The sequence below is a fragment of the Myxococcus sp. MxC21-1 genome (genome assembly GCF_032612255.1).
Taxonomy (GTDB): domain Bacteria; phylum Myxococcota; class Myxococcia; order Myxococcales; family Myxococcaceae; genus Myxococcus; species Myxococcus virescens.
Map to the genome: position 1 here is coordinate 6,260,705 of NZ_CP123278.1, position 20,940 is coordinate 6,281,644.

Annotated in this window: 18 protein-coding genes and 4 pseudogenes; 4 read left to right on the top strand and 18 right to left on the bottom strand. The window is 69.5% G+C overall.

What is annotated here, in order from left to right; genetic code table 11:
• Positions 1-103: 103 nt before the first annotated feature.
• From rpmE to cheB, 6 genes and pseudogenes are all read right to left on the bottom strand, one after another.
• Positions 104-325, bottom strand: coding sequence for a 50S ribosomal protein L31 (gene rpmE, locus QEG98_RS27490; protein ID WP_011555112.1), 222 nt, complete (start codon positions 323-325; stop codon positions 104-106).
• A 111-nt stretch (positions 326-436) separates the two neighbouring features.
• On the bottom strand, positions 437-1,375 hold the full coding sequence (locus QEG98_RS27495) for a 5'-nucleotidase (protein WP_316563386.1): 939 nt from the start codon (positions 1,373-1,375) through the stop codon (positions 437-439).
• Between the two features lie 72 nt (positions 1,376-1,447).
• Positions 1,448-1,582: a hypothetical protein gene (locus tag QEG98_RS27500; protein WP_002634075.1), complete on the bottom strand. Its 135-nt coding sequence runs from the start codon at positions 1,580-1,582 to the stop codon at positions 1,448-1,450.
• Positions 1,579-2,421, bottom strand: a complete 843-nt coding sequence (locus tag QEG98_RS27505) for a tetratricopeptide repeat protein (RefSeq protein WP_171410113.1) — start codon at positions 2,419-2,421, stop codon at positions 1,579-1,581. Before QEG98_RS27505 ends, QEG98_RS27500 begins: the two co-directional genes overlap by 4 nt.
• Positions 2,422-2,509: 88 nt before the next feature.
• Positions 2,510-3,831 (bottom strand): annotated as a pseudogene (locus tag QEG98_RS27510) (CheR family methyltransferase).
• Positions 3,832-3,837: 6 nt separating this feature from the next.
• Complete coding sequence (cheB, locus tag QEG98_RS27515) at positions 3,838-4,896, bottom strand: chemotaxis-specific protein-glutamate methyltransferase CheB (RefSeq protein WP_090491608.1); 1,059 nt, start codon at positions 4,894-4,896, stop codon at positions 3,838-3,840.
• Between the two features lie 483 nt (positions 4,897-5,379).
• Between cheB and QEG98_RS27520 the strand changes: the two genes are divergently transcribed.
• Both QEG98_RS27520 and QEG98_RS27525 read left to right on the top strand, forming a co-directional pair.
• A complete protein-coding gene (locus QEG98_RS27520; RefSeq protein WP_316563387.1) occupies positions 5,380-6,138 on the top strand; it encodes a DUF6209 family protein in 759 nt (252 codons plus the stop codon).
• Positions 6,135-6,281: a hypothetical protein gene (locus QEG98_RS27525; RefSeq protein WP_316563388.1), complete on the top strand. Its 147-nt coding sequence runs from the start codon at positions 6,135-6,137 to the stop codon at positions 6,279-6,281. The genes QEG98_RS27520 and QEG98_RS27525 overlap by 4 nt, the downstream gene beginning before the upstream one ends.
• 67 nt (positions 6,282-6,348) lie before the next feature.
• Here the strand turns inward: QEG98_RS27525 and QEG98_RS27530 are convergent, their stop codons facing one another.
• The 8 genes and pseudogenes from QEG98_RS27530 to QEG98_RS42245 form a co-directional block, all read right to left on the bottom strand.
• Positions 6,349-7,530: a hypothetical protein gene (locus QEG98_RS27530; protein WP_316563389.1), complete on the bottom strand. Its 1,182-nt coding sequence runs from the start codon at positions 7,528-7,530 to the stop codon at positions 6,349-6,351.
• Positions 7,531-7,710: 180 nt separating this feature from the next.
• Positions 7,711-10,106 (bottom strand): annotated as a pseudogene (locus tag QEG98_RS27535) (response regulator).
• A pseudogene (locus tag QEG98_RS27540) lies at positions 10,103-11,919 on the bottom strand (methyl-accepting chemotaxis protein). Before QEG98_RS27540 ends, QEG98_RS27535 begins: the two co-directional pseudogenes overlap by 4 nt.
• Positions 11,916-13,702 (bottom strand): annotated as a pseudogene (locus QEG98_RS27545) (methyl-accepting chemotaxis protein). Before QEG98_RS27545 ends, QEG98_RS27540 begins: the two co-directional pseudogenes overlap by 4 nt.
• A 79-nt stretch (positions 13,703-13,781) precedes the next feature.
• On the bottom strand, positions 13,782-14,069 hold the full coding sequence (locus QEG98_RS27550; RefSeq protein WP_410477851.1) for a protein CrdC: 288 nt from the start codon (positions 14,067-14,069) through the stop codon (positions 13,782-13,784).
• A gap of 3 nt (positions 14,070-14,072) precedes the next feature.
• Complete coding sequence (locus QEG98_RS27555; RefSeq protein WP_163884324.1) at positions 14,073-14,507, bottom strand: chemotaxis protein CheW; 435 nt, start codon at positions 14,505-14,507, stop codon at positions 14,073-14,075.
• Between the two features lie 22 nt (positions 14,508-14,529).
• A complete protein-coding gene (locus QEG98_RS42240; RefSeq protein WP_410477852.1) occupies positions 14,530-14,874 on the bottom strand; it encodes an OmpA family protein in 345 nt (114 codons plus the stop codon).
• A complete protein-coding gene (locus QEG98_RS42245) occupies positions 14,871-15,278 on the bottom strand; it encodes a hypothetical protein (RefSeq protein ID WP_410477853.1) in 408 nt (135 codons plus the stop codon). The genes QEG98_RS42240 and QEG98_RS42245 overlap by 4 nt, the downstream gene beginning before the upstream one ends.
• A gap of 218 nt (positions 15,279-15,496) precedes the next feature.
• Between QEG98_RS42245 and QEG98_RS27565 the strand changes: the two genes are divergently transcribed.
• The gene (locus tag QEG98_RS27565) at positions 15,497-16,993 is read left to right on the top strand and encodes a sigma-54-dependent transcriptional regulator (protein ID WP_011555124.1); all 1,497 of its coding nucleotides are present in this window, start codon (positions 15,497-15,499) and stop codon (positions 16,991-16,993) included.
• On the opposite strand, the gene QEG98_RS27570 is transcribed toward QEG98_RS27565, so the two are convergent.
• From QEG98_RS27570 to QEG98_RS27585, 4 genes are all read right to left on the bottom strand, one after another.
• A complete protein-coding gene (locus QEG98_RS27570; protein WP_316563391.1) occupies positions 16,942-18,210 on the bottom strand; it encodes a site-specific integrase in 1,269 nt (422 codons plus the stop codon). The genes QEG98_RS27565 and QEG98_RS27570 overlap by 52 nt on opposite strands.
• Complete coding sequence (locus QEG98_RS27575) at positions 18,207-18,482, bottom strand: helix-turn-helix domain-containing protein (protein WP_306440810.1); 276 nt, start codon at positions 18,480-18,482, stop codon at positions 18,207-18,209. The genes QEG98_RS27570 and QEG98_RS27575 overlap by 4 nt, the downstream gene beginning before the upstream one ends.
• A gap of 589 nt (positions 18,483-19,071) precedes the next feature.
• Positions 19,072-19,389, bottom strand: a complete 318-nt coding sequence (locus tag QEG98_RS27580; RefSeq protein WP_316563392.1) for a hypothetical protein — start codon at positions 19,387-19,389, stop codon at positions 19,072-19,074.
• A complete protein-coding gene (locus tag QEG98_RS27585; protein ID WP_316563393.1) occupies positions 19,386-19,715 on the bottom strand; it encodes a hypothetical protein in 330 nt (109 codons plus the stop codon). The genes QEG98_RS27580 and QEG98_RS27585 overlap by 4 nt, the downstream gene beginning before the upstream one ends.
• Positions 19,716-20,718: 1,003 nt before the next feature.
• On the opposite strand from QEG98_RS27585, the gene QEG98_RS27590 reads away from it, so the two are divergent.
• Positions 20,719-20,859, top strand: coding sequence for a hypothetical protein (locus tag QEG98_RS27590; protein WP_316563394.1), 141 nt, complete (start codon positions 20,719-20,721; stop codon positions 20,857-20,859).
• Positions 20,860-20,940: the final 81 nt, after the last annotated feature.

The following is a 20,940-nucleotide window of genomic DNA, read 5'->3' on the forward strand; positions in this document are numbered from 1 at the left end:
AGCGCCGCGAGCAGGGCGGGAGCGCCTCTCGTGGAGGCCCTCCGACACCCTGCTCGACGGGTACTGCCTGGACTGTGGCGGGGCCCGTGTGTGGCCCCGCGGCCTACGCCTTCTTGGCGGAGGTCGGCGACGCGCCGTACTTCTTGCGGAAGCGGTCGATGCGGCCGGCCGTGTCCACGAGCTTGTACTTGCCCGTGAAGAAGGGGTGGCAGTTCGAGCAGATTTCCACCGAGAACGAGCCGCGGGTGGACTTCGTCTCCACGACGTTGCCGCACATGCAGGTCACGCGGGACGGCGGGTAGACGGGATGGATTTCAGGCTTCATGACACGCTCCAGTATGCCTTGCCCCCACCCGCTGACGGGTAGGAGGTCCGGCGCTGAGGGATGGTCGGCGCTTATAATGGCGCTTGGACCGCTTCACAAGGCCAGCACGGCTCAATGGGCCGCCGAGCCGGGGGGCTCGACGCGTTCCACCCATTTCTGGACGACCGGATCCGCCGGGACGTCACTGCCAAGCTGGATGTACGACAACAGATGCGTGCGCCCGGCGTCCGTTGCGCCGCCGGCCAGCTCCTTCTGGTAGGCCGCCCGCGAGGCTTCCAGGCGGGCAATCGTCGCCTCCAGGGGCCGCTTCTCGGCCGGGTCCTGGGTCCCCGCCAGCCGCGCCTTCGCCCGGGTGAGGTTGCCTTCGAGCAGGCGCAGCTGCTGCCGCGTGCGCTCCTGCACGGAGGCGTCGGCGAAGCGGCCCGTCCCCTCCAACTGGAGCACCAGCTTCGCCAGCTCGCGGCCCCGGGCCCCGGAAGCAATCACCGTGGCCAGCGCCTGCCGCTGGGCGATGCCCTGCCCCCGGCCCTCGTGGGACTGCACCACGAAGTCCACGCCCTCCACCTGGTCGGCCAGTTGGAGCGCCTCCGCGTGGGGCACCGCCGCGAGCACCACCACCAGGTCCACCTTCGACTTCTCACGCAGGCGCTTCGCCTCGGCGGCCACGGCGGGCTGCACCGGCAGGCCCTGCACCTGCTCCTGGGGCTGGCCCGGAACGGCGAGCCCCACCGGGGTGGGCTTGGCCATGGCGGGAGAGACGCCCACCACGCCCACCTTCACGCCGCCCACCGTCGTCACCAGCGAGGCGGGGAACAGCAGCTTGCCCTGCGCGTCCGCGAGGTTCGCCGACAGGAGCTTCAGCTTCGCCTGCCGCGTCTGCTTCTTGAGGAAGCCCACGCCGAACCCGAGGTCGCGCGCGCCCACGGCCATGGCCGCGGTGCCCTGCGCGTCCATCTGCGACAGCACGAGCTCCGCGCGCGCCCGGGCATCCGGGGCCTGCGCGCTGTCCCGGCTCTTGAAGAGCGCATTGCCGGCGTCCAGCACCAGCACGGGCGTGCCCTGCTTGCGCTCCTTCTCAATCGCGACTTTTCGTCTGGCCAGACCGCCAGATGGGTTGTGCCTTCAACCACAGGGGGCGACTTCGCCCCCATTGTCTCCGGTGAAGAGGAGGACGAGCTGCTTGGGCGCCGCGCCCGCCACCAGGGGCAGCAGGAGCAGCAGCGCCAGCGCGGCCAGCTTCACCGGACGCGGGCTCACTTCTTGCCCTTCTTGGCCGGCGCCGCCTTCTTGTCCAGCTCGGCGATGCGCTCCTTGGCCGTCTTCGCCTCGGCGGACTTCGGGTAGCTCTTGATGAGCTCCTCCAGCGCCAGCCGCGACTCCTCCTTCATCTTCAGCTGGGCGAAGCAGTCCGACGAGCGCAGGTACGACTCCGGCGCGGACTCCGCCTTCGGGAAGTCCTGCAGCACCTTGCCGTACTCGAAGAGGGCCTCGCGGCACTTGGACTCGGAGAAGTACGTCTCACCGAGGCCGAAGTGGGCGTCCCCCACCAGCGGGTCCTTGGCCCACTTCTTCATGAACTCGTTGTAGAGCTGGCGCGCCAGCAGCACGTCGCCGGCCTTGGCCTTCGCCTTGGCGAGCGCCAGGAACTCCTTCTTGTCCGTGGGGCGCTTGAGCTCCTCGGCCTTCTTCTTCGCCTCGGCCTCCTTCAGCGCCGCCTCGCCCTGCATGGCGACCAGCTTCTGGTCCTGCGCGGCCAGCGCCGTCTCCAGCTCGGTGATTTTGTGGAGGTACGTCTCCACCTGGCCACGAAGCTGGGCGAGGTCCTCGACGGTCTTCTGGAACTGCACGCCGATGTCCGCGTCCTTGCGGCGCGCCGCGGTGTCCAGCCCCTTGAGGGCCTTGGTGACCTCCGCGACCTTCTCGTCGATTTTCGGGAGCGTGGCGGCGAGCTGCTCGCGCGTCTCCTTCAGCTCCGTCTGAATCTGGGCGGAGTCGGTGCCGAGCCGGTCGACCTTCGCCTCGAGGGCACGGCCGCGGTCAGCGGGATAGAAGCAACCAGGGAGGGCCAGCAGGGATATCAGCGCCAAGCTTCGCATCGGGCGCCATCTTAGGCGCAAACGCCCTGCCCGTCCGGACTTCTCTCGTCCCGTTGGGGCTCCCGCCAAGGCCTGCCCGGCTGGCCGGTCACCGCTTCTGGATGGAAAACTCCAGCCGCTCGGCAGCATGCGCGCAGGCCACCCGGAGGCGGTCGGGGTTGAGGAAGAAGGCCACGGGGCGCGAGCGGCCCGACTCCAGGGCCTGAAAGGCCCGGCGGTACTCGGCGGCAGCCTCGGCGGTGCGCCGGCACTGCTCCAGGAGCAGCCCGAGCAGATACCGGGCGGCGGCGTGGTCCGGGTCCAGCGTCAGGCAGCGACGCAGGTCCTGCTCCGCCACGGCGTCGGAGACACCCGAGGCGGCGCCATCCAGCACGCAGGCGAAGAGGAGGTCTGCTTCCGCGCAGGCCTCCGGGCTGGGCTCGGGCGCGGTGGCCACGGGCCCCCGGACGTCCCCCACCTCCAGGGGCGCCGGGACAGAAAGCCCATGGTGAGCCTCGGTGCGAGCGCGCGCGGGGGCTCGGCCTGGGGGCAGGGTCGTGCCACGCTTCCTTGAAGGTGACACAGCGTCGTTCCAGGAGCGCGGGGCTGGCGGCGGCTCGGACGCCCCTTCCTCCGGCCGGACGTAGAAGAAGGCCTGCTCGCCGCGCCGCACACGGAGCGTTGGCGGCACCCGGAGCAGCGGCTCGGACGCGGACAGCACCAGCGCGCCGCCGGGCGCCGGCTCCCCGCGAGCGCCTCCACGGTGCGCTGGAAGGCCTCCGCGGTGAAGTAGATGAGGACGTTGCGGCAGAAGATGACGTCGAAGCCGCCTCCGCCGGGCGCCACCGGATACGGCGACTCCATCAGGTTGTGGCACTGGAAGCTCGCGCGCTCCCGCAGCGCGGGCGTCAGGGCTTCTTTCGCGCCGGACCGGACGAAGTACCGCGAGCGCAGCTCCGGTGGGACGCGGCGCAGCTGCTCCCGGCCGTAGGCCAGCCACCGCGCACGGCGCAGGGTGTCCCCGGCGATGTCCGTCCCCAACACCGTGCTGTCCGGGTCGGCCCCTGCCTCCGCGAGCAGGACGAGCAGCGTGGCCACCTCCTCGCCCGTGGCGCAGCCCGCGCTCCAGATGCGCAGGGGCCGCCGATTCCTCGCCACCAATGGGGTGAGGACCTGCGCTCGAAACGCGGCGAGCTGCACCTCGTCGCGGAAGAGGTCCGTCTTGTTCACCACCACCGCGGCGATGAGGTCCTCCAGGTCCGTCACGCCCGACGGGGACTGGAGGAACATCAGGTATTGGTGCGGCGTGAGACCCTGGCTGCGCGCCGCCAGCCGCTCATCCAGCCGGCGGACCTGAGGGCCACTCAGGGCCATCCCCGTCCGCGCCGACAGGAAGGCGTGCACTCCGGACCATGGCGCGCCGTCAGCCACCCGGGCTCAGCGCCCCACCGAGAGGGACTCTCCCCGCGCCAGTCGCACCAACGTCGAAGCGACTTCGTCACCGTGGATGAGGTGGTCCACCGCCTTGCGCTCCACCGCCGCGCCCGGCATGCCGAACACCACGCAGGACTCCTCGTTCTGCGCCACCGCCAGTCCGCCCGCCTGCTTGATGGCCAGCAGGCCATCCGCGCCATCCGCGCCCATGCCCGTCAGCACCAGGCCCACCGCGCGCCGGCCATAGGTGCGAGCGGCGCTCTCCAGCAGCACCGTGCCGGACGGCATGTGCCCATCCCGCTCCACGCCCAGCTTGATCCCCACGCGTCCCCGGAAGGGGATGACGGTGTGCTGTCCCGGCGGAGCGATGAGGACGTGCCCCGGCATCAGCGGCTCTCCGTCCTGTGCCAGCCGCACCTTCAACTTGCTGGCCCCGGCCAGCCACCCCGCCAGGGACTCCGCGAAGGCGGCGTTGATGTGCTGGACGATGACGATGGGCGCCGGGAAGTCCGCGGGCAGCTCCGACAACATCTTGAAGAGAACCTGGGGCCCGCCCGTGCTCGCCGCCACCACCACCACGCCCATGGACACCGCTGGCAGCACCGACGTGGCCACCCGGGGCGGCAACAACGGGCCGCGCTGGGGCCGGCGCAGGTGGCGGATGACACGCACCGAGGACAGCAGCCGGATTTCGCGAACCAGGTTCCACGCGTCCGGCCCGGCGTCGATCGCAGGCTTGATTTGCAGGGCGAGCGCGCCCAGCTCCAGCGCGCGGTACGTCAGCTCCGGCGCCTGTGAGCGCGGGTCCGCCGTGAGCACCAGGATGGGCGTGGGGCACTCGGCCATGATGTGCTCGGTGGCCGTGAGCCCGTCCATGACGGGCATGTCCACGTCCATGGTGATGACGTGGGGACGCAGCTCCTTGGTCATCTCCACAGCCTGCTTGCCGTCCGCGCAGGTGCCCACGACTTCGATATCGGGGTCCTTGCTCAGCGCCTCGCAGATGAGCTGTCGGCAGATGAGGGAGTCATCGACCACCAGCACCGACACTTTCTTGCCCATGCCCTGTCCATACCCCGTGCGCGAGCCCGGGAGTATAGCCAATGCAGGGGCCTGTCAGCCCAGCAGTCGCCGCACCACATCCATCAGGTTGCCCTGGGCGGTGTGGCCAGCCCCCGCGCCGCCGGTCCTCCTCCCCCCACGGGTGGTGAAGGCTGACCACCGGGAGCCTCGAATGGACGGGGTGCCCCTCATACCTCGTGGTGTTGAGGCTCGAGCCGCCACGGCCAAGAGAACCCGCCCCCTGGCGCGCACCTCCTGGGCGCGTGGCCGGGGCTGGCGGGCACGCCATGGGGCTGCGCAGCCTCTTCACCGGCCGGGCTCGCTGCTCGATCAGCCCTCCCTCAGCGGCCCGCCTCCGCTCCGACTCGCACCCTCAATATGGTTTTTTCCATCCTATATAGATAAGCGGGGAAGTCATTGACCCGATGCGCGGGAGCCGGGATACCGCCGTCCGACCCCTCTGCCGCTCGAAAGGAGCGCATCTTGGTCCGGCGATTTCTTCCCTTCCTCCTCCCGCTGGTGCTGGTGGCCTCCACGGCCACGGCGCAGACCACCCCCACCTCCATCACCTTCGATGGCGATTGGAACGAGACGCCGTCGGTGGAGCTGATTCCCGTGGGCGGGCAGGTGGTCGTCAACTACGACATCAGTCGCCTTCCCCAGTGCCGGGGCACCACCTCCTCGGGCAACCCGACCTGGACCATCACCGGCCACGTCCAGGTGAACCGCGGCCCGGTGGTGAGCTTCTGGGTGGCCGGCCACGCGCCGGACGGCAACCCCACCCAGCGCACCCTGCATCTCCCGGCGGGGTTGAGCGGCGCCCTGGTGATGTGGTTCGACATCTCGAGCCAGGGCTGCCAGGCCTGGGACTCCAACCACGGGAGCAACTACCACTTCGCCATCGGCGCGCCGACCCTCTCCTTCAACGCGAACTGGGACGAGGCGGTAGCGGGCACGCTGCGCGCCGGCGAGCAGTTCATCGTCAACTACGACGTGGCCCGCCTGCCCGAGTGTCGCGCGACATACAACGGCCCGGCCTGGGCGATTGTCGCGCAGTACCGCTTCGACAACGGCCCCATCCACGAGACGGCCGTCACCGGCTCCGGCTGGTCCGTGCCGACGGCCATCACCGCTCCGGCCGGCGCCCGCCACCTGGAGATGTGGTTCCGCAACACGGACCGCAGCTCCTGCGTGAGCTACGACAGCGACTACGGCTCCAACTATCACTTCGCCGTGGAGTGAGCCGCACCTGCTGGGTCGCGACCGGCTGCAGTGTCATCACGTTCGAGACTGCAGGCGGCGGCGTGGTGGCCCCGGAGCCGAATCAACCCATCCTCATCGGCACCGCCGAGGGAGAGCGGAAGTTCAAGGTCCGCTTCTCCTGAGGCGCGCCCCCTCGGGTCAGTCCAGCGAAAACCGGGAGGGCGCGCGGACGGTCGGAACTCTGTCGACTTAAGGATGAACCGTCATGCTCAGGCGACGTGCAATCGCGGCGGCGAGTTCAGCGATCGAAAGCCATAGGTTGCGATTGGAACTGAAGCCGGAGCTGACAGAGAGCACGGCGTGCGTGCCTCTGGGCACCAGGCGCGTGAGCCCTTCATCCGGATTCGACGCGAGGATTGACCCATCGCTGTAAACACACGCATCCACGTACCGTTCGGTGAGCGATTCGACGGGCGACCAGTTGCCGCCGTCCCACCAGGCCGAGGTGCAAGTCCCCACCAGGACCAACGCGTCTGAGGAAGTACCTGCAAAGGCAGAGGGGCCCTCGACGCCGGTCCTGAGCACCGTGGCCCCGCCGCGGTTCCAGCGAACGCATTCGCCTTCCGCTGCCAGCCAGAGCTCGCCGCCACTTCGGAAGATGGCCTCGTACCAGGAGTGTTCAGCGCTGGCGCCGTCTGGAATCTCGAGCGGAACCATTTGCGAGCCTTCGAGCCGAAGCAGTTTCACGTTCGAGCCCGTCAGCCAGACCCCCTCGGCGTCGACCCACAAGCCATACCCCACTCCGAAATCGGGTGAAGGGATTCGACTCCACTGAGCCCCGTCCCAATGAAAGACAACCCCTTCTCCGACTGCCCATACGTCTCGCGCATGGCGACCGGAGACCCGATGAAGCGGAACGCCCGCCCCCGTCTCCACGCGCGTCCAGCCGCTGGGACCGAGGTGATACGTCTCGTCCCCCACGACCCACGCCACCCCCGGCTCTGGAGACCAGAGATCGTCGAGGAATCCTTCGGACACACGGGGCCCGTCGTGAACGGCCACGCCGTCCCACCGGCTCACCACTCCGTCGTCGCGCAGCATCAGCACGTCGTCTCCGGAGCGCGAGAGCGCGATGTAACCTCGCTCATCCGGAAAGTGTCGGAGGACCTCGAAACCACGCTGAGCTGAGGGGATGACGCTGAAGTGAATCTCGCCCCAGCACTCCCCTTCGTCCGGGGCCCGTTCCGATTCACCCGGTTGCACCTCGAGTGCGCTGCGCGGCAACTTGACGAGCAAGCGGGTCACACCGGCTCCGCGCTTGAACTCGACTTCGAGTCCTCCGCGCGCTTCTGCCTCCTGGCTGGCTGCCTTGACGAACGCCGCCGTGTGGAGCGTGTCGTCGTATCGAACCCACCTCACGTCGTAACTCATCGGCCTGGTCCTCGAGCGCGGTGAGCTTGATCGACACCGCCGCGATGGCTCGGCAGTCTACCCACCGGCCGGCCCCCGTCAGCGGCCCTCCTCGCCTCCTCCGCTCCAGCCCTCACCCTCAACCCACATGGCTTCCATCCCGCCGATACGCCGGCGGGGTACAGCCAATACAGGGGCCTGTCAGCCCAGCAGTCGCCGCACCACATCCACCAGGTCCTGGCGCACCAGGTCGCCCTTGGTGATGTAGCCGTCCACCCCAGCCGCCAACCCCCGCCGCCGGTCCTCCTCCCCGCCACGGGTGGTGAGGATGACCACCGGGAGCCTCGAATGGACGGGGTGCCCCTTCAGGCGCCGGGCCAACTCCAGGCCGTTCACCCCCGGCATCTCCAGGTCCGTGACGACCAGGTCCACGGGATGCGACTCCAGGACCTCCAGGGCCTCCGCGCCGTCCGAGGCGATGACGGTGTCGTACCCCACCGCCTCCAGCAGGTTGGCGATGAGCTCCCGGGTGAGGGGCGAGTCATCCACCACCAAAATGCGGCGCCGCCGGGCCTCGGGACCGGGCTCCACCGATGGGGGAGGACGCGGCAAGGCATTGCCTTGGTGAGCGCTGGCGGTGAGGAAGGCCGCCGAGAGCACCATGGCCAGGCGCCCATCCGCCAGGGACGTGGCCCCGGTGAGGTGGCCGAAGCGGCCCAGGATGCCTTTCAGGGGGAGGATGGCCTGGACCCGCTCCTCCAGGACGCGGTCCACCACCAGCGCCGCCGCGCCGCTCTGGCTCTTCACCACCAGGGCCAGCTCACCCTCGCGAGCGGGCCGCGGAGGCCCCAGCCCCAGCAATGATGACAGCGGGGCCAGCGGCAGGACCCGGCCTTCCACCAGGAGCGACGGGCGGCCGGCCACCTCGCATTGGTCCGCCGAGTCCACCTTCAGCGCCCGCGAGACATGAGTGGCGCTCAGGGCCAGCGTCTCCGTCCCCACCTGGATGAAGAGCAGCGGGGCCACGGTGAGGGAGACGGGGACGCGCAGCTCGAAGATGGTGCCCCAGCCCGGTGCAGACTCCACCCCGACGTCGCCGCCCAGGGCCTGGATGGAGGTGCGCACCGCGTCCAACCCCACGCCCCGGCCCGACAGGTCGGTGACGACGTCCCGCGAGGTGAAGCCCGGCAGGAAGATGAGCTCGCGGGCCGCGGCGTCCGACAGGGCGTTGGCGGCGCTCTCGTCGAACAGCCCCCTGCGCACGGCCACCTTGCGGAGTTGGACGGGGTCCACGCCCATGCCGTCGTCCTCGACACGGAGGTTGATGCGGTTGCCCTCTCGAGCGGCACGCAGCGTGAGACAGCCACGCGGCTTCTTGTCCGCCGTGACGCGGTCCACCCGCGTCTCCAGTCCGTGGTCCAGGGCGTTGCGGACCAGGTGCATCAACGGCTCGCGAAGCGCCTCCACGACGGCGCGGTCGGCGCGAGTGTCCTCGCCATCGACGACCAGCTCCACCTCCTTGCCCAGCGCGCGGGACAGGTCGCGCACCATGCGCGGGTAGGGCTCGAAGAGGACGGAGAGCGGCAGCATGCGCAGCGTCTGCACCTCCTCCACCAGCATGCCCAGGTCGCGCAGCTCCGCGTTGGAAAGCAGCTTCGACTCGCGGTGGAGGACCGCGGCCATCTCCTTGGCCGAGCCCAACCGTGCCGCCAACGCGGCGCCCGCGGGCCCCAGGTCTTCCGCCTCGCGAGCAAGCTGGCTCAGCTCACGGGCCAGGGCCGGCGCCGGGCATTGGCCAGCTCCCGGCGACGCGCCACCTGCGTGAGGTTGGTGACGGCGCTGGTGAGCAGGTCCAGGCTCTCCACGCCGATGCGCACCGCGGTGTCCGGACGTGACTCGGGCTGTCGGGGTGCCGTGAGGCCGTTGGCCCCCTGCACCGATGGAGCCGTGGAGGCCGCCCGGGCTCCCGCCCCGGAGGACGCCGCGGCGCCAGAGGCTTGCGGAGAGACGAGGCTCGGCATCGCGCTCCGGCCCGGTGGAGGCACGTGAGGCCGGCTCCCCTCCGCGACGGGGACCGTCAACAGCCGCCCCGGAGAAGCCCCCGGGTTCGTCTGCACGGCGGAGTGGGGGCCACCTTGGGCTCCTACGCGGCCAGCGGCCTCCGGAGTCGCGGGGGCGCCTTCTACGGGCGCGAGACTTCCGGGCGGCAGCCGCACCGACTCGGAGCGGACGCACTCCTGCAACCACGCGACGAGCCGCTCCACCGCGGGCGGCGGCTCATCGGCGGCCTGCGTCCCGGAGAACACGAGCACGGCGTCCGCCGTGGTCAGCAACGCATCCGTGGACGCGGGTGAGAGCGCGTAGCGCAAGGGCTCGGTGCAGCGGACCAGCTCCTCCATCTCGTGCACCAGCACGTTGACGTCATCGAAGCCCATCATCCGGGCTTCCCCCTTCAAGCCGTGCAGCTCTCGCAGCACGCCCCGCCCCGCCTCCGCGCTGGCGCCAGACTCCAGCTCCATCAAGGACCGGGTGATGCGCTCCAGGCGCACCGTCACCAGGTCCCGGAACTGCCTGAGCAGGCGCTCGCTCGGGGTCACCCGCCCTCCTCCCCCAGCGGCTCCTGGCCAATCTGGAAGCGCTCCACCACGCCCTGCAGGTCCCTGGCGAGCACGAGCAGGTCCGTGTTCGCCGTCGTCACCTGCTTGGTGGCGTTGAGGCTCTGCTGGGTGATGCGGAGGATGTCCGCCATCGTGTCGGCGAGCTGGTCGGTGCCCATCTGCTGCTGCTGCGTGGCCAGGGAGATGCTGCGCACCGCGTAGGACGTCTGCCCGGCCAGGTCGACAATCTGCCGCAGCGACTCGGACACCTGCTGCGCCAGCGTGGTGCCCGTCTCCACCGCGCGCACGCCGCCCTCGGTGGCGGACACGGCCGCGGCGGAGGCTTCCCGCACCTCCTCGATGAGCCCCTCAATCTCCTTCGTGGACTCCAGCACGTTCTCCGCCAGCCGCCGCATCTCCGCCGCCACCAGCGAGAAGCCCCGGCCCACCTCACTGGCCTTGGTGCCCTCCAGCTCGGCGTTGAGCGCCAGCAGCTCCGACTTGTCGGCGACGCCGTTGATGAACTCGACGATCTTGCCAATCTGCTGCACGCGCTTGTTGAGCCGCACCACGGCGGAGGAGATGGCGCCGTTGTCCTGGCGCATGCGCGCCATGGAGCCCAGGAAGGCCTCCGCGCTCCCCTGCCCCTGCTGCGCCGCGCCCAGCGTGCGCTGGGCAATCTCCGCCACCGAGCCCGCGTTCTCGGCGATCTGCCGCGCCGAACGCGCCAGCTCCTCCGTGGTGGCGCTCGTCTCGTCCAGCGAGCTGGCCTGCTCCGTCGCGCCCGCTTCGTAGCGTCCCGACGTGGTGAGAATCTCCTCCGTGGTCGCCGAAATCTGCGCGCCCGCGCGCTGCAACTGCGACATCACGTCCGCCAGATGCACGCGCATGGTGGTGAACGCCGCGGAGACGTCCCAGACCTCGTCCTCCGCGGGCACCACGCGCGGGCTGGCCAGTCTCCCTCTGCGATGCGCTTCGCCTCGCGCGACAGCTCCCGGAGGGGCCGCCCCAGCATGGTGCCGCCCAGGTAGGCGGCCGTCAGCGCCAGCGCGAAGACGAGCAGCACCAGCCCTCCGCCCTGCGTCAGCGCCTCGACTCGAAGCTCCTGCGCCAACACCACCTGACGGCTGACGTCCCGCTCCGCCATGAGCCGGGTGAAGATGTGGTTGCTCAGCGCCGACGCGAGCTGCGCGGACAGCACCGCGGGCGTCATCACCGCCACGAAGGCGAAGGCCGCCAGCCGCGCACGCAGCTCCGCGCGCCGGGGCATGGCCTCGATGAGCTGCGCGTGCGTCATGCCCAGCTCCGCCAGCCACAGCACCACCTTGCGCGAACGAAGCACGACGAGGCAGTACACGAGCAGCGCGGTCAACGGCCCGAAGAGCAGGCCCAGCGCGGCGATGCGAGCGGCCACCGCCAACTCCACGCCCACGCCCAGCCACATGCACGCGCCCAGGGCCAGCGTGGTGACCAGCCACAGTCCCAGCGAGCCCAGGAAGGCCTCGTCCGGCGCGCGCGTCACCTCCGCCACCGCCGACGCCAGCGTCTGCGGCGTGGTGGGCACATCCCCACGCTCCAGCCCGCGCAGGGTGCGCTGCCGTCCCAGGGACACAGCGGCCCCCGACACCAGCGCCGTCGCGCAGAGCGCGCCGCCCAGGATGCCCATCAAGCCCATCCGGCCCGCCAGCGGTTCGGCGAGGGTGAGTGAGGCGAAACGCAGGCTGAGCGCCGCGCCCACCAGGTTCGCCAACGGGACGGGCGCCATGAGGTGCCGGCTGAAGGAGGCCCGCCTGGGGCCCTTCTGCGCGCTCACGCGTCACCTCCCGGCCCGACGTGGAAGCGCTCCACCGCGTCTTTCAAATCACGCGCCAGGGTGGACAGGTCGGCGTTGGCCGCCGCCATTTGCTTGGTGGCCGCGAAGTTCTGCTCGGTGACGCGGAGGATGTCGCCCATGGCCGCCGCCAGCTGGTCCGTTCCCGTCTGCTGCTGCTGCGTGGCCAGGGAGATGCTGCGCACCGCGTGGGACGTCTGCCGGGCCAGCTCCAGGATGAGGCTCAGGCTTTCGTCCACCTGCGCGGCCAGCACCGTGCCCGCGTCCGTCGTCTTCAGCCCCGCCTCGGTGGCCATGACCGCGGCGTGCGTCGCATCGCGAATCTCCGCGATGAGCTGCTCAATCGCCTTCGTGGAACGGATGACGTTCTCCGCCAGGCGCCGCATCTCCGCGGCCACCAATGAGAAGCCCCGGCCCACCTCGCCCGCCTTGGTGCCTTCCAACTCGGCGTTGAGCGCCAGCAGGTCGGACTTGTCGGCAATCTCGTTGATGAACTCCACCACCTTGCCAATCTGCTGCACGCGCTTGTTGAGCCGAACCACCGCGTCCGCGATGGCCTGGTTGTCCTCCTTCATGCGCTGCATCGCGCCCAGGAAGGCGGCGGCGCCTCGCTGTCCCGTCTGCGCGGCGGCGAAGGTCGTCTCGGCGATGGCGGACACCGACTCCGCATTGCCGGCAATCTGCTGCGCCGAACGTGCCAGCTCCTCCGTGGTGGCGCTCGTCACGTTGAGCGACGCGGACTGCTCATCCGCGCCGGACTCCTGCTCACCGGACGTGGCCACCAGCTGCTCGGTGGTGGTGGAAATCTGGAGGCCCGCGCGCCGCAGTTGTGCCAGCGCCTGCCCCAGCTGCGTCTGCATCTGCGCGAAGGCGGCGGAGGTGGCCCACACCTCGTCCTCCGCGGCGATGATGCGCGGCGGGCGGAAGTCGCCCTGGGCGATGCGCGTGGCGTCCTCGGTGATGGAGCGCAGCGGCTCGGCGATGACGGCGCCGCCCACATAGGCCGTCATCATCACCAGCACCGCGACCAATCCAGCCACCGCGAGCCCGCTCGTCTCACTGGCCCGCCCCGCCACGTCGCGCTGCACGTGGGCGGGCGCGCCCACCATCGCATCCACCGCGTCCATCGCCCGCGTCACCGACGCGTCGAGGATGAAGAAGGACGGACTGAGCACGGCGATGGCGGTGAAGAGCACCATCCGCCGGCGGATGTGCAGGCGGCGCGGCGGCGCCGTGGCCACCACCTCCAGCGGGGACAAGCCCTGGGCCGCCACCAACTCCACCGCCTTGCGGGCGCGGCGAGCCACCATCAGGTAGACGAACAGCGCGCTCAGCGGCCCCAGGAACAAGCCCATCAGCGCGAGCCGCATCCCCAGCATCCACGTCCCACCCACCAGCGGAACGAAGACGAGCGCCACGCCCAGCGAGGCCAACAGCCAGCACTGAAGGACGAAGGCGAAGCTCCGCTCTGGAAAGGAGCGCGCTTCCAGCAACGCCTTGAGCAGGGCTTCGTGCGTGGACGGCAGCCGGCCTTCGCCCAGCGCGTACAGCACCCGCAGCGCGCGCCTTCCATGGACGCCGGTGAACCAGAGCGCCAGCGACAGCGCCACGCCCACCAGCAGCAGGAAGGGCCCCCAGGTGCCCTCGGGCACCGTGCCGGTGAGCTGGCAGTGCAGCAGCACCAGCACCGTGCCCATGGAACTGCCCAACAACGCGGGACGCGCGGTCCACCGCGCCGGCCCCTCATGCCCCCGGGCACCGTCATGCACCCTCCCCTGGATGCCCGCGCAGGAAGCGCTCGAAGTCCGCCAGTCCCACGAGGGGCCACAGCGCTCCTCGCGCCATCACGAAGCCCTGGAGGCTGCCCCCGACGCGCGCACCGTCACCAGCGGCGCGGGCAGCACCCGGTGCGGCTCCGCGTCGATTTCCAGCGCGTCCACGCCCACCGCCCCGCCCGAGGCGGACACCAGCACGCGGGCGGAACCCTCCGTCTCATGGAACGCCCGGCGCGCGGAGGCCGCCGCGTGCCCGGAGGGCGACGCGATGGAGGCCACCTCGTGCGCATGGAAGGCGAGCCGGTGGGGACCGGCATGGCACAGGAGCATTCCCCGGACGTGGCCCGGCGGCTCCATGACTCAGGTCCCCTGACTGAGGTGGTCGAAGAGCCCTTCCGGGTCGATGACGGCCACGTCCCGGGGGCCGCTCTTGGCGGGGCCGCGCAGGTGGACGTGGACGCCCGTGGGGCCCAGGGGCTCCAGCGTGCCCGTCACCGGGGAGACGCCGGCCACTGTACTGGCCGTGAGGGCCAGGGTCCCACGCGGCAGGCGCACGAGCACCGCCCTTCGGGAACCCTGACTGACGCCGCCCACCAGCAGGCCCATGTCCACGACGGGGATGACTTCACCCCGGTGCGCAAACACGCCCAGCAGGTGGGCTGGAGCGCCGGGCACCCGCGTGAGCTCGGGGAAGGTCACGACCTCCGCCGCGCTCTCCGCGGGTACCGCATACCAGCTACTGCCACAGGCGAAGACGAGATAGGACTGACGCGCTTCCGGCTCTTGGACGGCCATCACACGCGCAGCCTACCTCAGACTAGCGCTGGAACTCGACGCGGCGGTTCTCGGACCACGCGTCTTCGGACGAAGCGGAGTTCACCGGGCGGGTCTCACCATAGCCCACCGTGCCCAGCTGGCTGGCCGGCACGCCCAGGTCCGTCAGGTAGCGCTTGACGGACGCCGCGCGGCGGTTGGAGAGCTGGAGGTTGTACTCCTCGGTACCGCGCTCGTCGGCGTGGCCCGCCAGGGTGACGCGGCCCGGCGCGGTCTTCATGCACTGAGCCAGGTCGGACAGGCGCTGCTGCGCGTCCGCGGACAGGCCGGACTCGTTGAAGCCGAACGGGATGGGGCTCCAGTCGCAGCGGTCCGCGGAGGCCGTCACGCACTGGCCGGCCTGGCACTCCTGGCCCTCGCCGCAGTCAGCGCTGGACGCGCAGGTGTTCTCGGGGACCGGCAACGGCCGGACTCGCACTTGCCGCCGCCGGGGCACTGGGTGTCCTGCTGGCACTGGGCCTCGGCGCACTTGCCGGCCTCGCAGATGCGGCCGCTGCCACAGGCGCTGTCCGTGGTGCACTCAGGCGGCTTGGGGGCGCACTTGTTCGCCTGGCAGGTGAAACCCTCCTGGCAGTTGGCGTCGGTGGCGCACTCCTGGCACTGGCCCTGGACGCAAACTTCGCCCTTCTCCGCGCAGTGCTCGTCCTCGTTGCACTTCGGATAGGAAGGGGTGCAGCCGCCCATGATGGCGACGGCGAGGGAGAGCCCCGCCAAAAGGGAAATCTGACGCATTATTTCCTCCAGAATTCTGTAGTCGAAAACGCGCCCGCGCCCGCGGGGTGTAGTCGTTGGCGTGTAGTCTCACTGGCGGGGGTGAGTCAAAACATTTGTCCCTCTCTAGACACCCTCACGGCCGCCGAAACCCTTGAATCTCCAAATATTTTCCGTGAGATTGTCACGATTGACCCGCGTGTGGCGCGCCCTGTGGCGCGCCTCGGGGAAAGCCCGTCATGCCCGCCTCTGTCCTCATCGTCGATGACGAGAAGAACATCCTCCTCACCCTGAGCCAGTCGCTCCAACTGGCGGGGTATCAGACGCACCTGGCCAACAGCGGACAGGTGGCCCTGGATGTCGTCAGCGCCCGTCCCGTGGACGCGGTGCTGATGGACGTGAAGATGCCGGACATGGACGGCCTCACGGCCCTGGCGAAGCTGACCGAGCTGAAGCCGGAGCTGCCCGTCATCATGATGTCCGGGCACGGCACCATCGACACCGCGGTGAAGGCCACTCAGCTGGGAGCCAGGGATTTCCTGGAAAAGCCAATCGCCCGGGAGCGGCTGCTGGTGGCGCTGCGCAACGTGCTCAAGCACCAGGCCGCCATGGCGGAGCTCCAGGAGCTGCGGGCACAGCTGGGCCGCTACGACATGGTCGGCAGTGGACCGGCCATGCAGCGCATCTTCTCGCTCATCCAGCGCACCGCGCCGTCCGAGGGCCGGGTGCTGATTACGGGTGAGAACGGCACGGGCAAGGAGCTCATCGCGCGGGCGCTGCACCAGCACTCGAAGCGCAAGGGGCAGCCCTTCGTGAAGCTCAACTGCGCCGCGGTGCCGCATGAGCTCATCGAGAGCGAGCTGTTCGGCCACGAGAAGGGCGCCTTCACCGGCGCGGTGAGCGTGCGGCGGGGCAAGTTCGAGCTGGCCCACGAGGGCACGCTCTTCCTGGACGAGATTGGCGACATGCCGCAAGCGATGCAGGCCAAGCTGCTGCGCGTGTTGCAGGAAGGCGAGCTGGAGCGCGTGGGCGGCGCGGAGACGCACAAAGTGGACGTGCGCGTCGTCGCGGCGACGAACAAGAACCTGGAGGCGGAGATTGCCGCCGGGCGCTTCCGCGAGGACCTCTACTACCGCATCAACGTGGTGCAGATTCATTCGCCCCCGCTGCGTGAGCGGCGCGAAGACTTGCCGGACCTCATCAAGACGTTCCTCGACGAGGCCTGCGCCAAGAATGGACGCCGGCCGCTGACGCTGTCCCCCGATGCGCTGGCGGTGATGAGCGCCTACGACTATCCCGGCAACGTGCGCGAGCTGCGCAACCTGGTGGAGCGGCTGGCCATCCTGTGTGAAGGCCCCATCGTCACCCGGACGGATGCGCTGGAGCTGTTGCCCCGGGGCCGGAACGTGCCGCCGCCCGCACCGGTGGAGACACCCGCGAGCCCCCTGCCCCCTCCTTCTCCCGAGGCAGCCGTGGTCCTGGCGTCCAGTACGCCCGCGCCCGCCATCGCCGCCCCGGTGGCGACCGAGCCTCCCGCGCCCGTGGGCTTCCGGCCTCGCGCGGACCGGACGTTCCGCGAGCAGGTGGAAGACGCCGAGCGGGAAATCATCCAGCACGTGCTTTCCCATACACACGACAACGTGACAGAAGCCGCGCGGTTGCTCGACCTGGAACGCGGTCACTTCTACAAGAAAATGAAGGCCTTGGGCTTACGGCGGGGAAGCTCAGAGTCGTAACGCATTGGATTCATTGAGACCTCCATAGTAGTTGCGTGTGTGCTGCGTGAGTTGGCGGCACCCCGTGTGCTCGCCGCGTGCTCAACTGCGGAAATGGAAACCAGACGAAGGGCGCTGACTCGGCTGGCCTGATGCTCGACATCACGGCCTACGTAGTACGTGGCAGTGACGGCTGGAGTGGAGTGTCCGGCCAGCTGTTGCGCGACGGCGATGTCGCCCCCCGAGTCCCGAATCAGGTGGGTGATGAACGTCTTGCGGAGCGTGTGGAAGGTGGTGCCTTCCGGCATCTCCACTCCTGCGCGCTTGGCGATGCTGCGCAGCAGCCTGGCCGTGTGCCAGGCCTCGTGCCGCATCCCCCCCTTGCGAGGTGCCGGGAAGACGTACTCCGACGTCGCGGTGCGGCGGGCGGCCGCAATCTCCGGCAGCAGCGCTGGATGTAGTGGCACCACGCGCGCCTTGAAGCTCTTCGTCGTCGCACGCCCCCAACTGCGCTGGTAGTGGACGGTGCCAGTCGGCCCCTCATCGAAATGAAAGTCGCTCCATCGCAGCGCGCCGAACTCACCACGGCGGCCACCGGTGAGCACCGCCAGAAGAATGAGCAGTCGGAACTGCCCGGCCGCCTCAAGCACTCTCTCCACCTGCTCGCGGGACAGGAACAGGACATCCTTCTTGGCGACCTCTGGCCGGGGCACTGCCTTCCAAGGGTTTTCGCGCGCGACGCGCAGTCGGTTGACGCCGTACTCCCAGATGAGGCGCCCGCGGATGTGCAGCTGCCGCACCGTTGCCGCCGCCTGCCCTGCCGTGCGCGCCTTCGCGAGCAGCGCCTCGCAGTCCGCCGGCGTAACGTCGGACGTGGGCTTCCGGCCGAAGTGCGGGTCAAACCAGTTCTTCATCTGCGACTTCATCGGGTCCTGACTGGACAGGTGCGCGTGGGCCTCAAGGTACTGCGAGTGGAGTTTCGTGCAGGGGATGATGTTGAACGCCGCAGGCTCCAGCCCCGCGCGCCGCTTCTCCCCCAAGAGGTGAAGCTCCATTGCCCGCTTCGTCGCGGCCTCTTCCAGCGCCTCGCCGCACGGCTCGCGAACGAGGGCGCCGGCCGCGTCCTTGTAGCGCACGTACCAGGTACCGAAGTCTGGCGCCTTGCGATAGAGGCGCTTGCCGGCCGCAAGCACGGCCTTTCCAGCCTTGTTCGGCCGGAAGTAGGCGCCGGGCTTCACTGCGTTCCCCCGCTCGACCGCGACGCCACCCACGCGCGAACCTTGCTCGGGTCGAATCGCACATTCCGGCCAAGGCGAATGAAGGGGAGTCCGCTGTTCATTCGCACCTGACGCCACACCCAGTGGGGAGACACCTTGAGGTAGGCGGCCGTCTCAACAGCCGTCCAAAGGCCCCCCTCCGGCACCACAGTGAGGGTCGGCGCTCTCAGCCCCACCCCATCTCCGCTACCGCTGTCGCAGTTGCCCATCACTGGTTTTCCACCCCTGAACATCCTATCAGATATCTCGACGTACTGACGTCCACCGCCGGGCCGTGAGTGAGCAGATGCACGGCCGCTGCCAATGTCGAGATGGCGACTGCACCTGTCCTCGCCCGAGCGCCGCTATTCGCCATCTCCATGAAACACAAGGTGCGCCTCAATCCACCGCAGCCGATTTCACGCGACACCCACGCACTGCGACTGCCACACCTCTCGACAAATACGCGAAACCGGCATCTCTCCCGAGCAGCAGGACTTCACCCTGAGACACATCCCAACCACGCACTGTCTAATATTGTCAGCGACAGGCAATCCGGTGTCTTGGATTGGTGTCGCAATCCTGGACGGAAGCAAGTGAGGCACACCGCGCCCTGCGTCTCGGCTCAATGCGAATGGGGAGCTGGGCGGGCATGGCGCCACCTCGAAAACAGCACGCCGACGGCGACGGTCAGGAGCACCGTCGGGTGCCGGAGCGAGACACGCCCAGCGTACCGGTACGTGCGTCGCTCTTGATGTCGTGTGGACTCGGGCCGCTGACCGTTTACTGCCGGTCCGAGGATGGTGCTACGCACGTCAAGGTGCCCCCAGGTGAGGGGGCTTGTCAAGCGTCTACCGTCTGCTGCCTATTGGCGCGCTTTCGCAGTTCTGACGCAAAGGCGGCCACGGCCTCTCGGTACACCTCAATGATATCGCCCCCTCGGGCCTCGGCCTCCGCGCGGATGACATCCGCATCGTCGGCAGGGATGCGGATGAGCACGGGAACCATCTCCCGGAGGTCTGCGCCGTGGGCGCCCTTCAGGGGAGCGAAGGTCTTGCCGCGCCGCTGCTGGGCATAGTGGGCCCGGCAGAGGTCCGAGATTTCGGCGGGACGGTCGCACGAGCCGCCCGGCCAGCTTGCAGTGCAGAGATTCGCAGTCATCGCCCACGCTCCCGGCCGATGGACATGGGCACAGGGCGCTCGCCCTTGATGGGCAGGTAGCAACTGCCCTGGTGCTCGACGGAGCGCTCCGGGCAGTTCGGCGCCTTGGCGTCCAGTTTCGCCCAGCAGCCGCCTCGGATGGCTACGTAGCCCTTGGGACACGGTGGCGTGTCCTGCCCGTCAAGTGGGCCGTCGGGCATCACGATGCGCTTGCGAACGCTCCACGGCTCAGGCGTCGAGCTGCCGTGGAGGATGTCCGTGTACACCACGTTGGCCGCCGTCGCCTGCACGTCCCAGGTGTACTCGGGGCGTCGAGGATCCTGCACCCGAACGTGGACAGTAGCCCCGGGCCACACCAGCAGGGCCAGCCCCGCGGCGACAGCCAGCGCCGGCAGCCAACGGGGAGCGTGCGTGCCGGCTCCGTCCGCGCACGTGGGCGGAGCCGCGACAGGTGCCCGGCGACGGCCGGCCGGTGCTCGAGCGCGTCCAGCAGGTCGGCGCCAGCCTCCAACGCGTCCCTGACGACGCCAGTCGCCACGCCCTCGGGTGGCGGCTCACCCTGGACAGCGACGGCGACGCCACCTTCGCCGCCGAACGTCGTCACCAGCACCTGCACGCGTGCCATCCGTAACGCCGCAGAGCGCCCCGTAGGTACCTGCAGGACGGCAGGCTCCCCGTGCTCGCCGTGCGAGAGATAGACGCGTCCTGCTGACTCATCGAGCCCTCGCACCCGCGTGCCGTAGAGGTACGGCCCTCGACCGGCGGCGCTCACGTCTTCCCGCCCTTCTTGGCGGCCTTCTTCTTGGCGGGAGCCGGCTCAGCCGTCACCTGGATTGGGCCGTGCTCGGAAGCATAGTTCGACAAGAACAACTTCAGGGCCGTCCGGATGATGTCATCCCGGGAAATGTCTCGCCCGGTCCACGGGGACTTCCCTCCCCCAGCCCGCTCTCGTTCAGCGACAGCTCCAGCCTCCTCCAGTTGGCGTCGAGTGAACCGCACGCTCGTCCCTACGAGTTCGTTCGATGGGTCGTGCTTCTCGAACAGAGCCACGTCCTGCGTCCTCCGGTGTCGCGCTGCGTGTGCCGCCACCATGCCTGACTCTCCATGTGTGTGTGGGTGCGTAACGCGGCGACGCCTCTATCAGTCGCCCTGTCCCAACAGTACATGTATGGATGCGAGTCAGCAACTTGCACGCAAACCTAACTTGTAATACAACATGTCCTCGCAGGACGGCGGACGGACGGGGCTCCCGGGAGGGAGAGGGGCGATGGGCGGGCGCGAGCTGGGTGGCCAGCGAGGACGCCGAGGTACGCAGCACAGGGGGCCGCGATGACGCAGGAAGAGATGGCGAAGCTGGCGGAAGAAGCGTTGGAGAGGTGGCGGAACCCGCCCCCGCTCACCGAGGACGAGAAGCGGCAGGCTCGAGCTGCCGAGGAACTGCTGGAGCTCATCGGCGACGACGACGACTGAGTGGCCCGGCCCCGCGCACACCGCGGGGCCCGCCCGCCGGAGCGCATCCGGCCTCTCACCCCACTTCGAGTTGCAGGAGGC

What these genes read in the sequence shown, in the direction of transcription:
- QEG98_RS27550 (WP_410477851.1), bottom strand. Translation starts at nt 14,069, where the DNA reads ATGGAGCCGCCGGGCCACGTCCGGGGAATGCTCCTGTGCCATGCCGGT.
- cheB (WP_090491608.1), bottom strand. Translation starts at nt 4,896, where the DNA reads ATGGGCAAGAAAGTGTCGGTGCTGGTGGTCGATGACTCCCTCATCTGC.
- QEG98_RS42245 (WP_410477853.1), bottom strand. Translation starts at nt 15,278, where the DNA reads ATGCGTCAGATTTCCCTTTTGGCGGGGCTCTCCCTCGCCGTCGCCATC.
- QEG98_RS27530 (WP_316563389.1), bottom strand. Translation starts at nt 7,530, where the DNA reads ATGAGTTACGACGTGAGGTGGGTTCGATACGACGACACGCTCCACACG.
- rpmE (WP_011555112.1), bottom strand. Translation starts at nt 325, where the DNA reads ATGAAGCCTGAAATCCATCCCGTCTACCCGCCGTCCCGCGTGACCTGC.
- QEG98_RS27580 (WP_316563392.1), bottom strand. Translation starts at nt 19,389, where the DNA reads ATGACTGCGAATCTCTGCACTGCAAGCTGGCCGGGCGGCTCGTGCGAC.
- QEG98_RS27565 (WP_011555124.1), top strand. Translation starts at nt 15,497, where the DNA reads ATGCCCGCCTCTGTCCTCATCGTCGATGACGAGAAGAACATCCTCCTC.
- QEG98_RS27590 (WP_316563394.1), top strand. Translation starts at nt 20,719, where the DNA reads ATGACGCAGGAAGAGATGGCGAAGCTGGCGGAAGAAGCGTTGGAGAGG.
- QEG98_RS27505 (WP_171410113.1), bottom strand. Translation starts at nt 2,421, where the DNA reads ATGCGAAGCTTGGCGCTGATATCCCTGCTGGCCCTCCCTGGTTGCTTC.
- QEG98_RS27555 (WP_163884324.1), bottom strand. Translation starts at nt 14,507, where the DNA reads ATGGCCGTCCAAGAGCCGGAAGCGCGTCAGTCCTATCTCGTCTTCGCC.
- QEG98_RS27575 (WP_306440810.1), bottom strand. Translation starts at nt 18,482, where the DNA reads ATGTTCAGGGGTGGAAAACCAGTGATGGGCAACTGCGACAGCGGTAGC.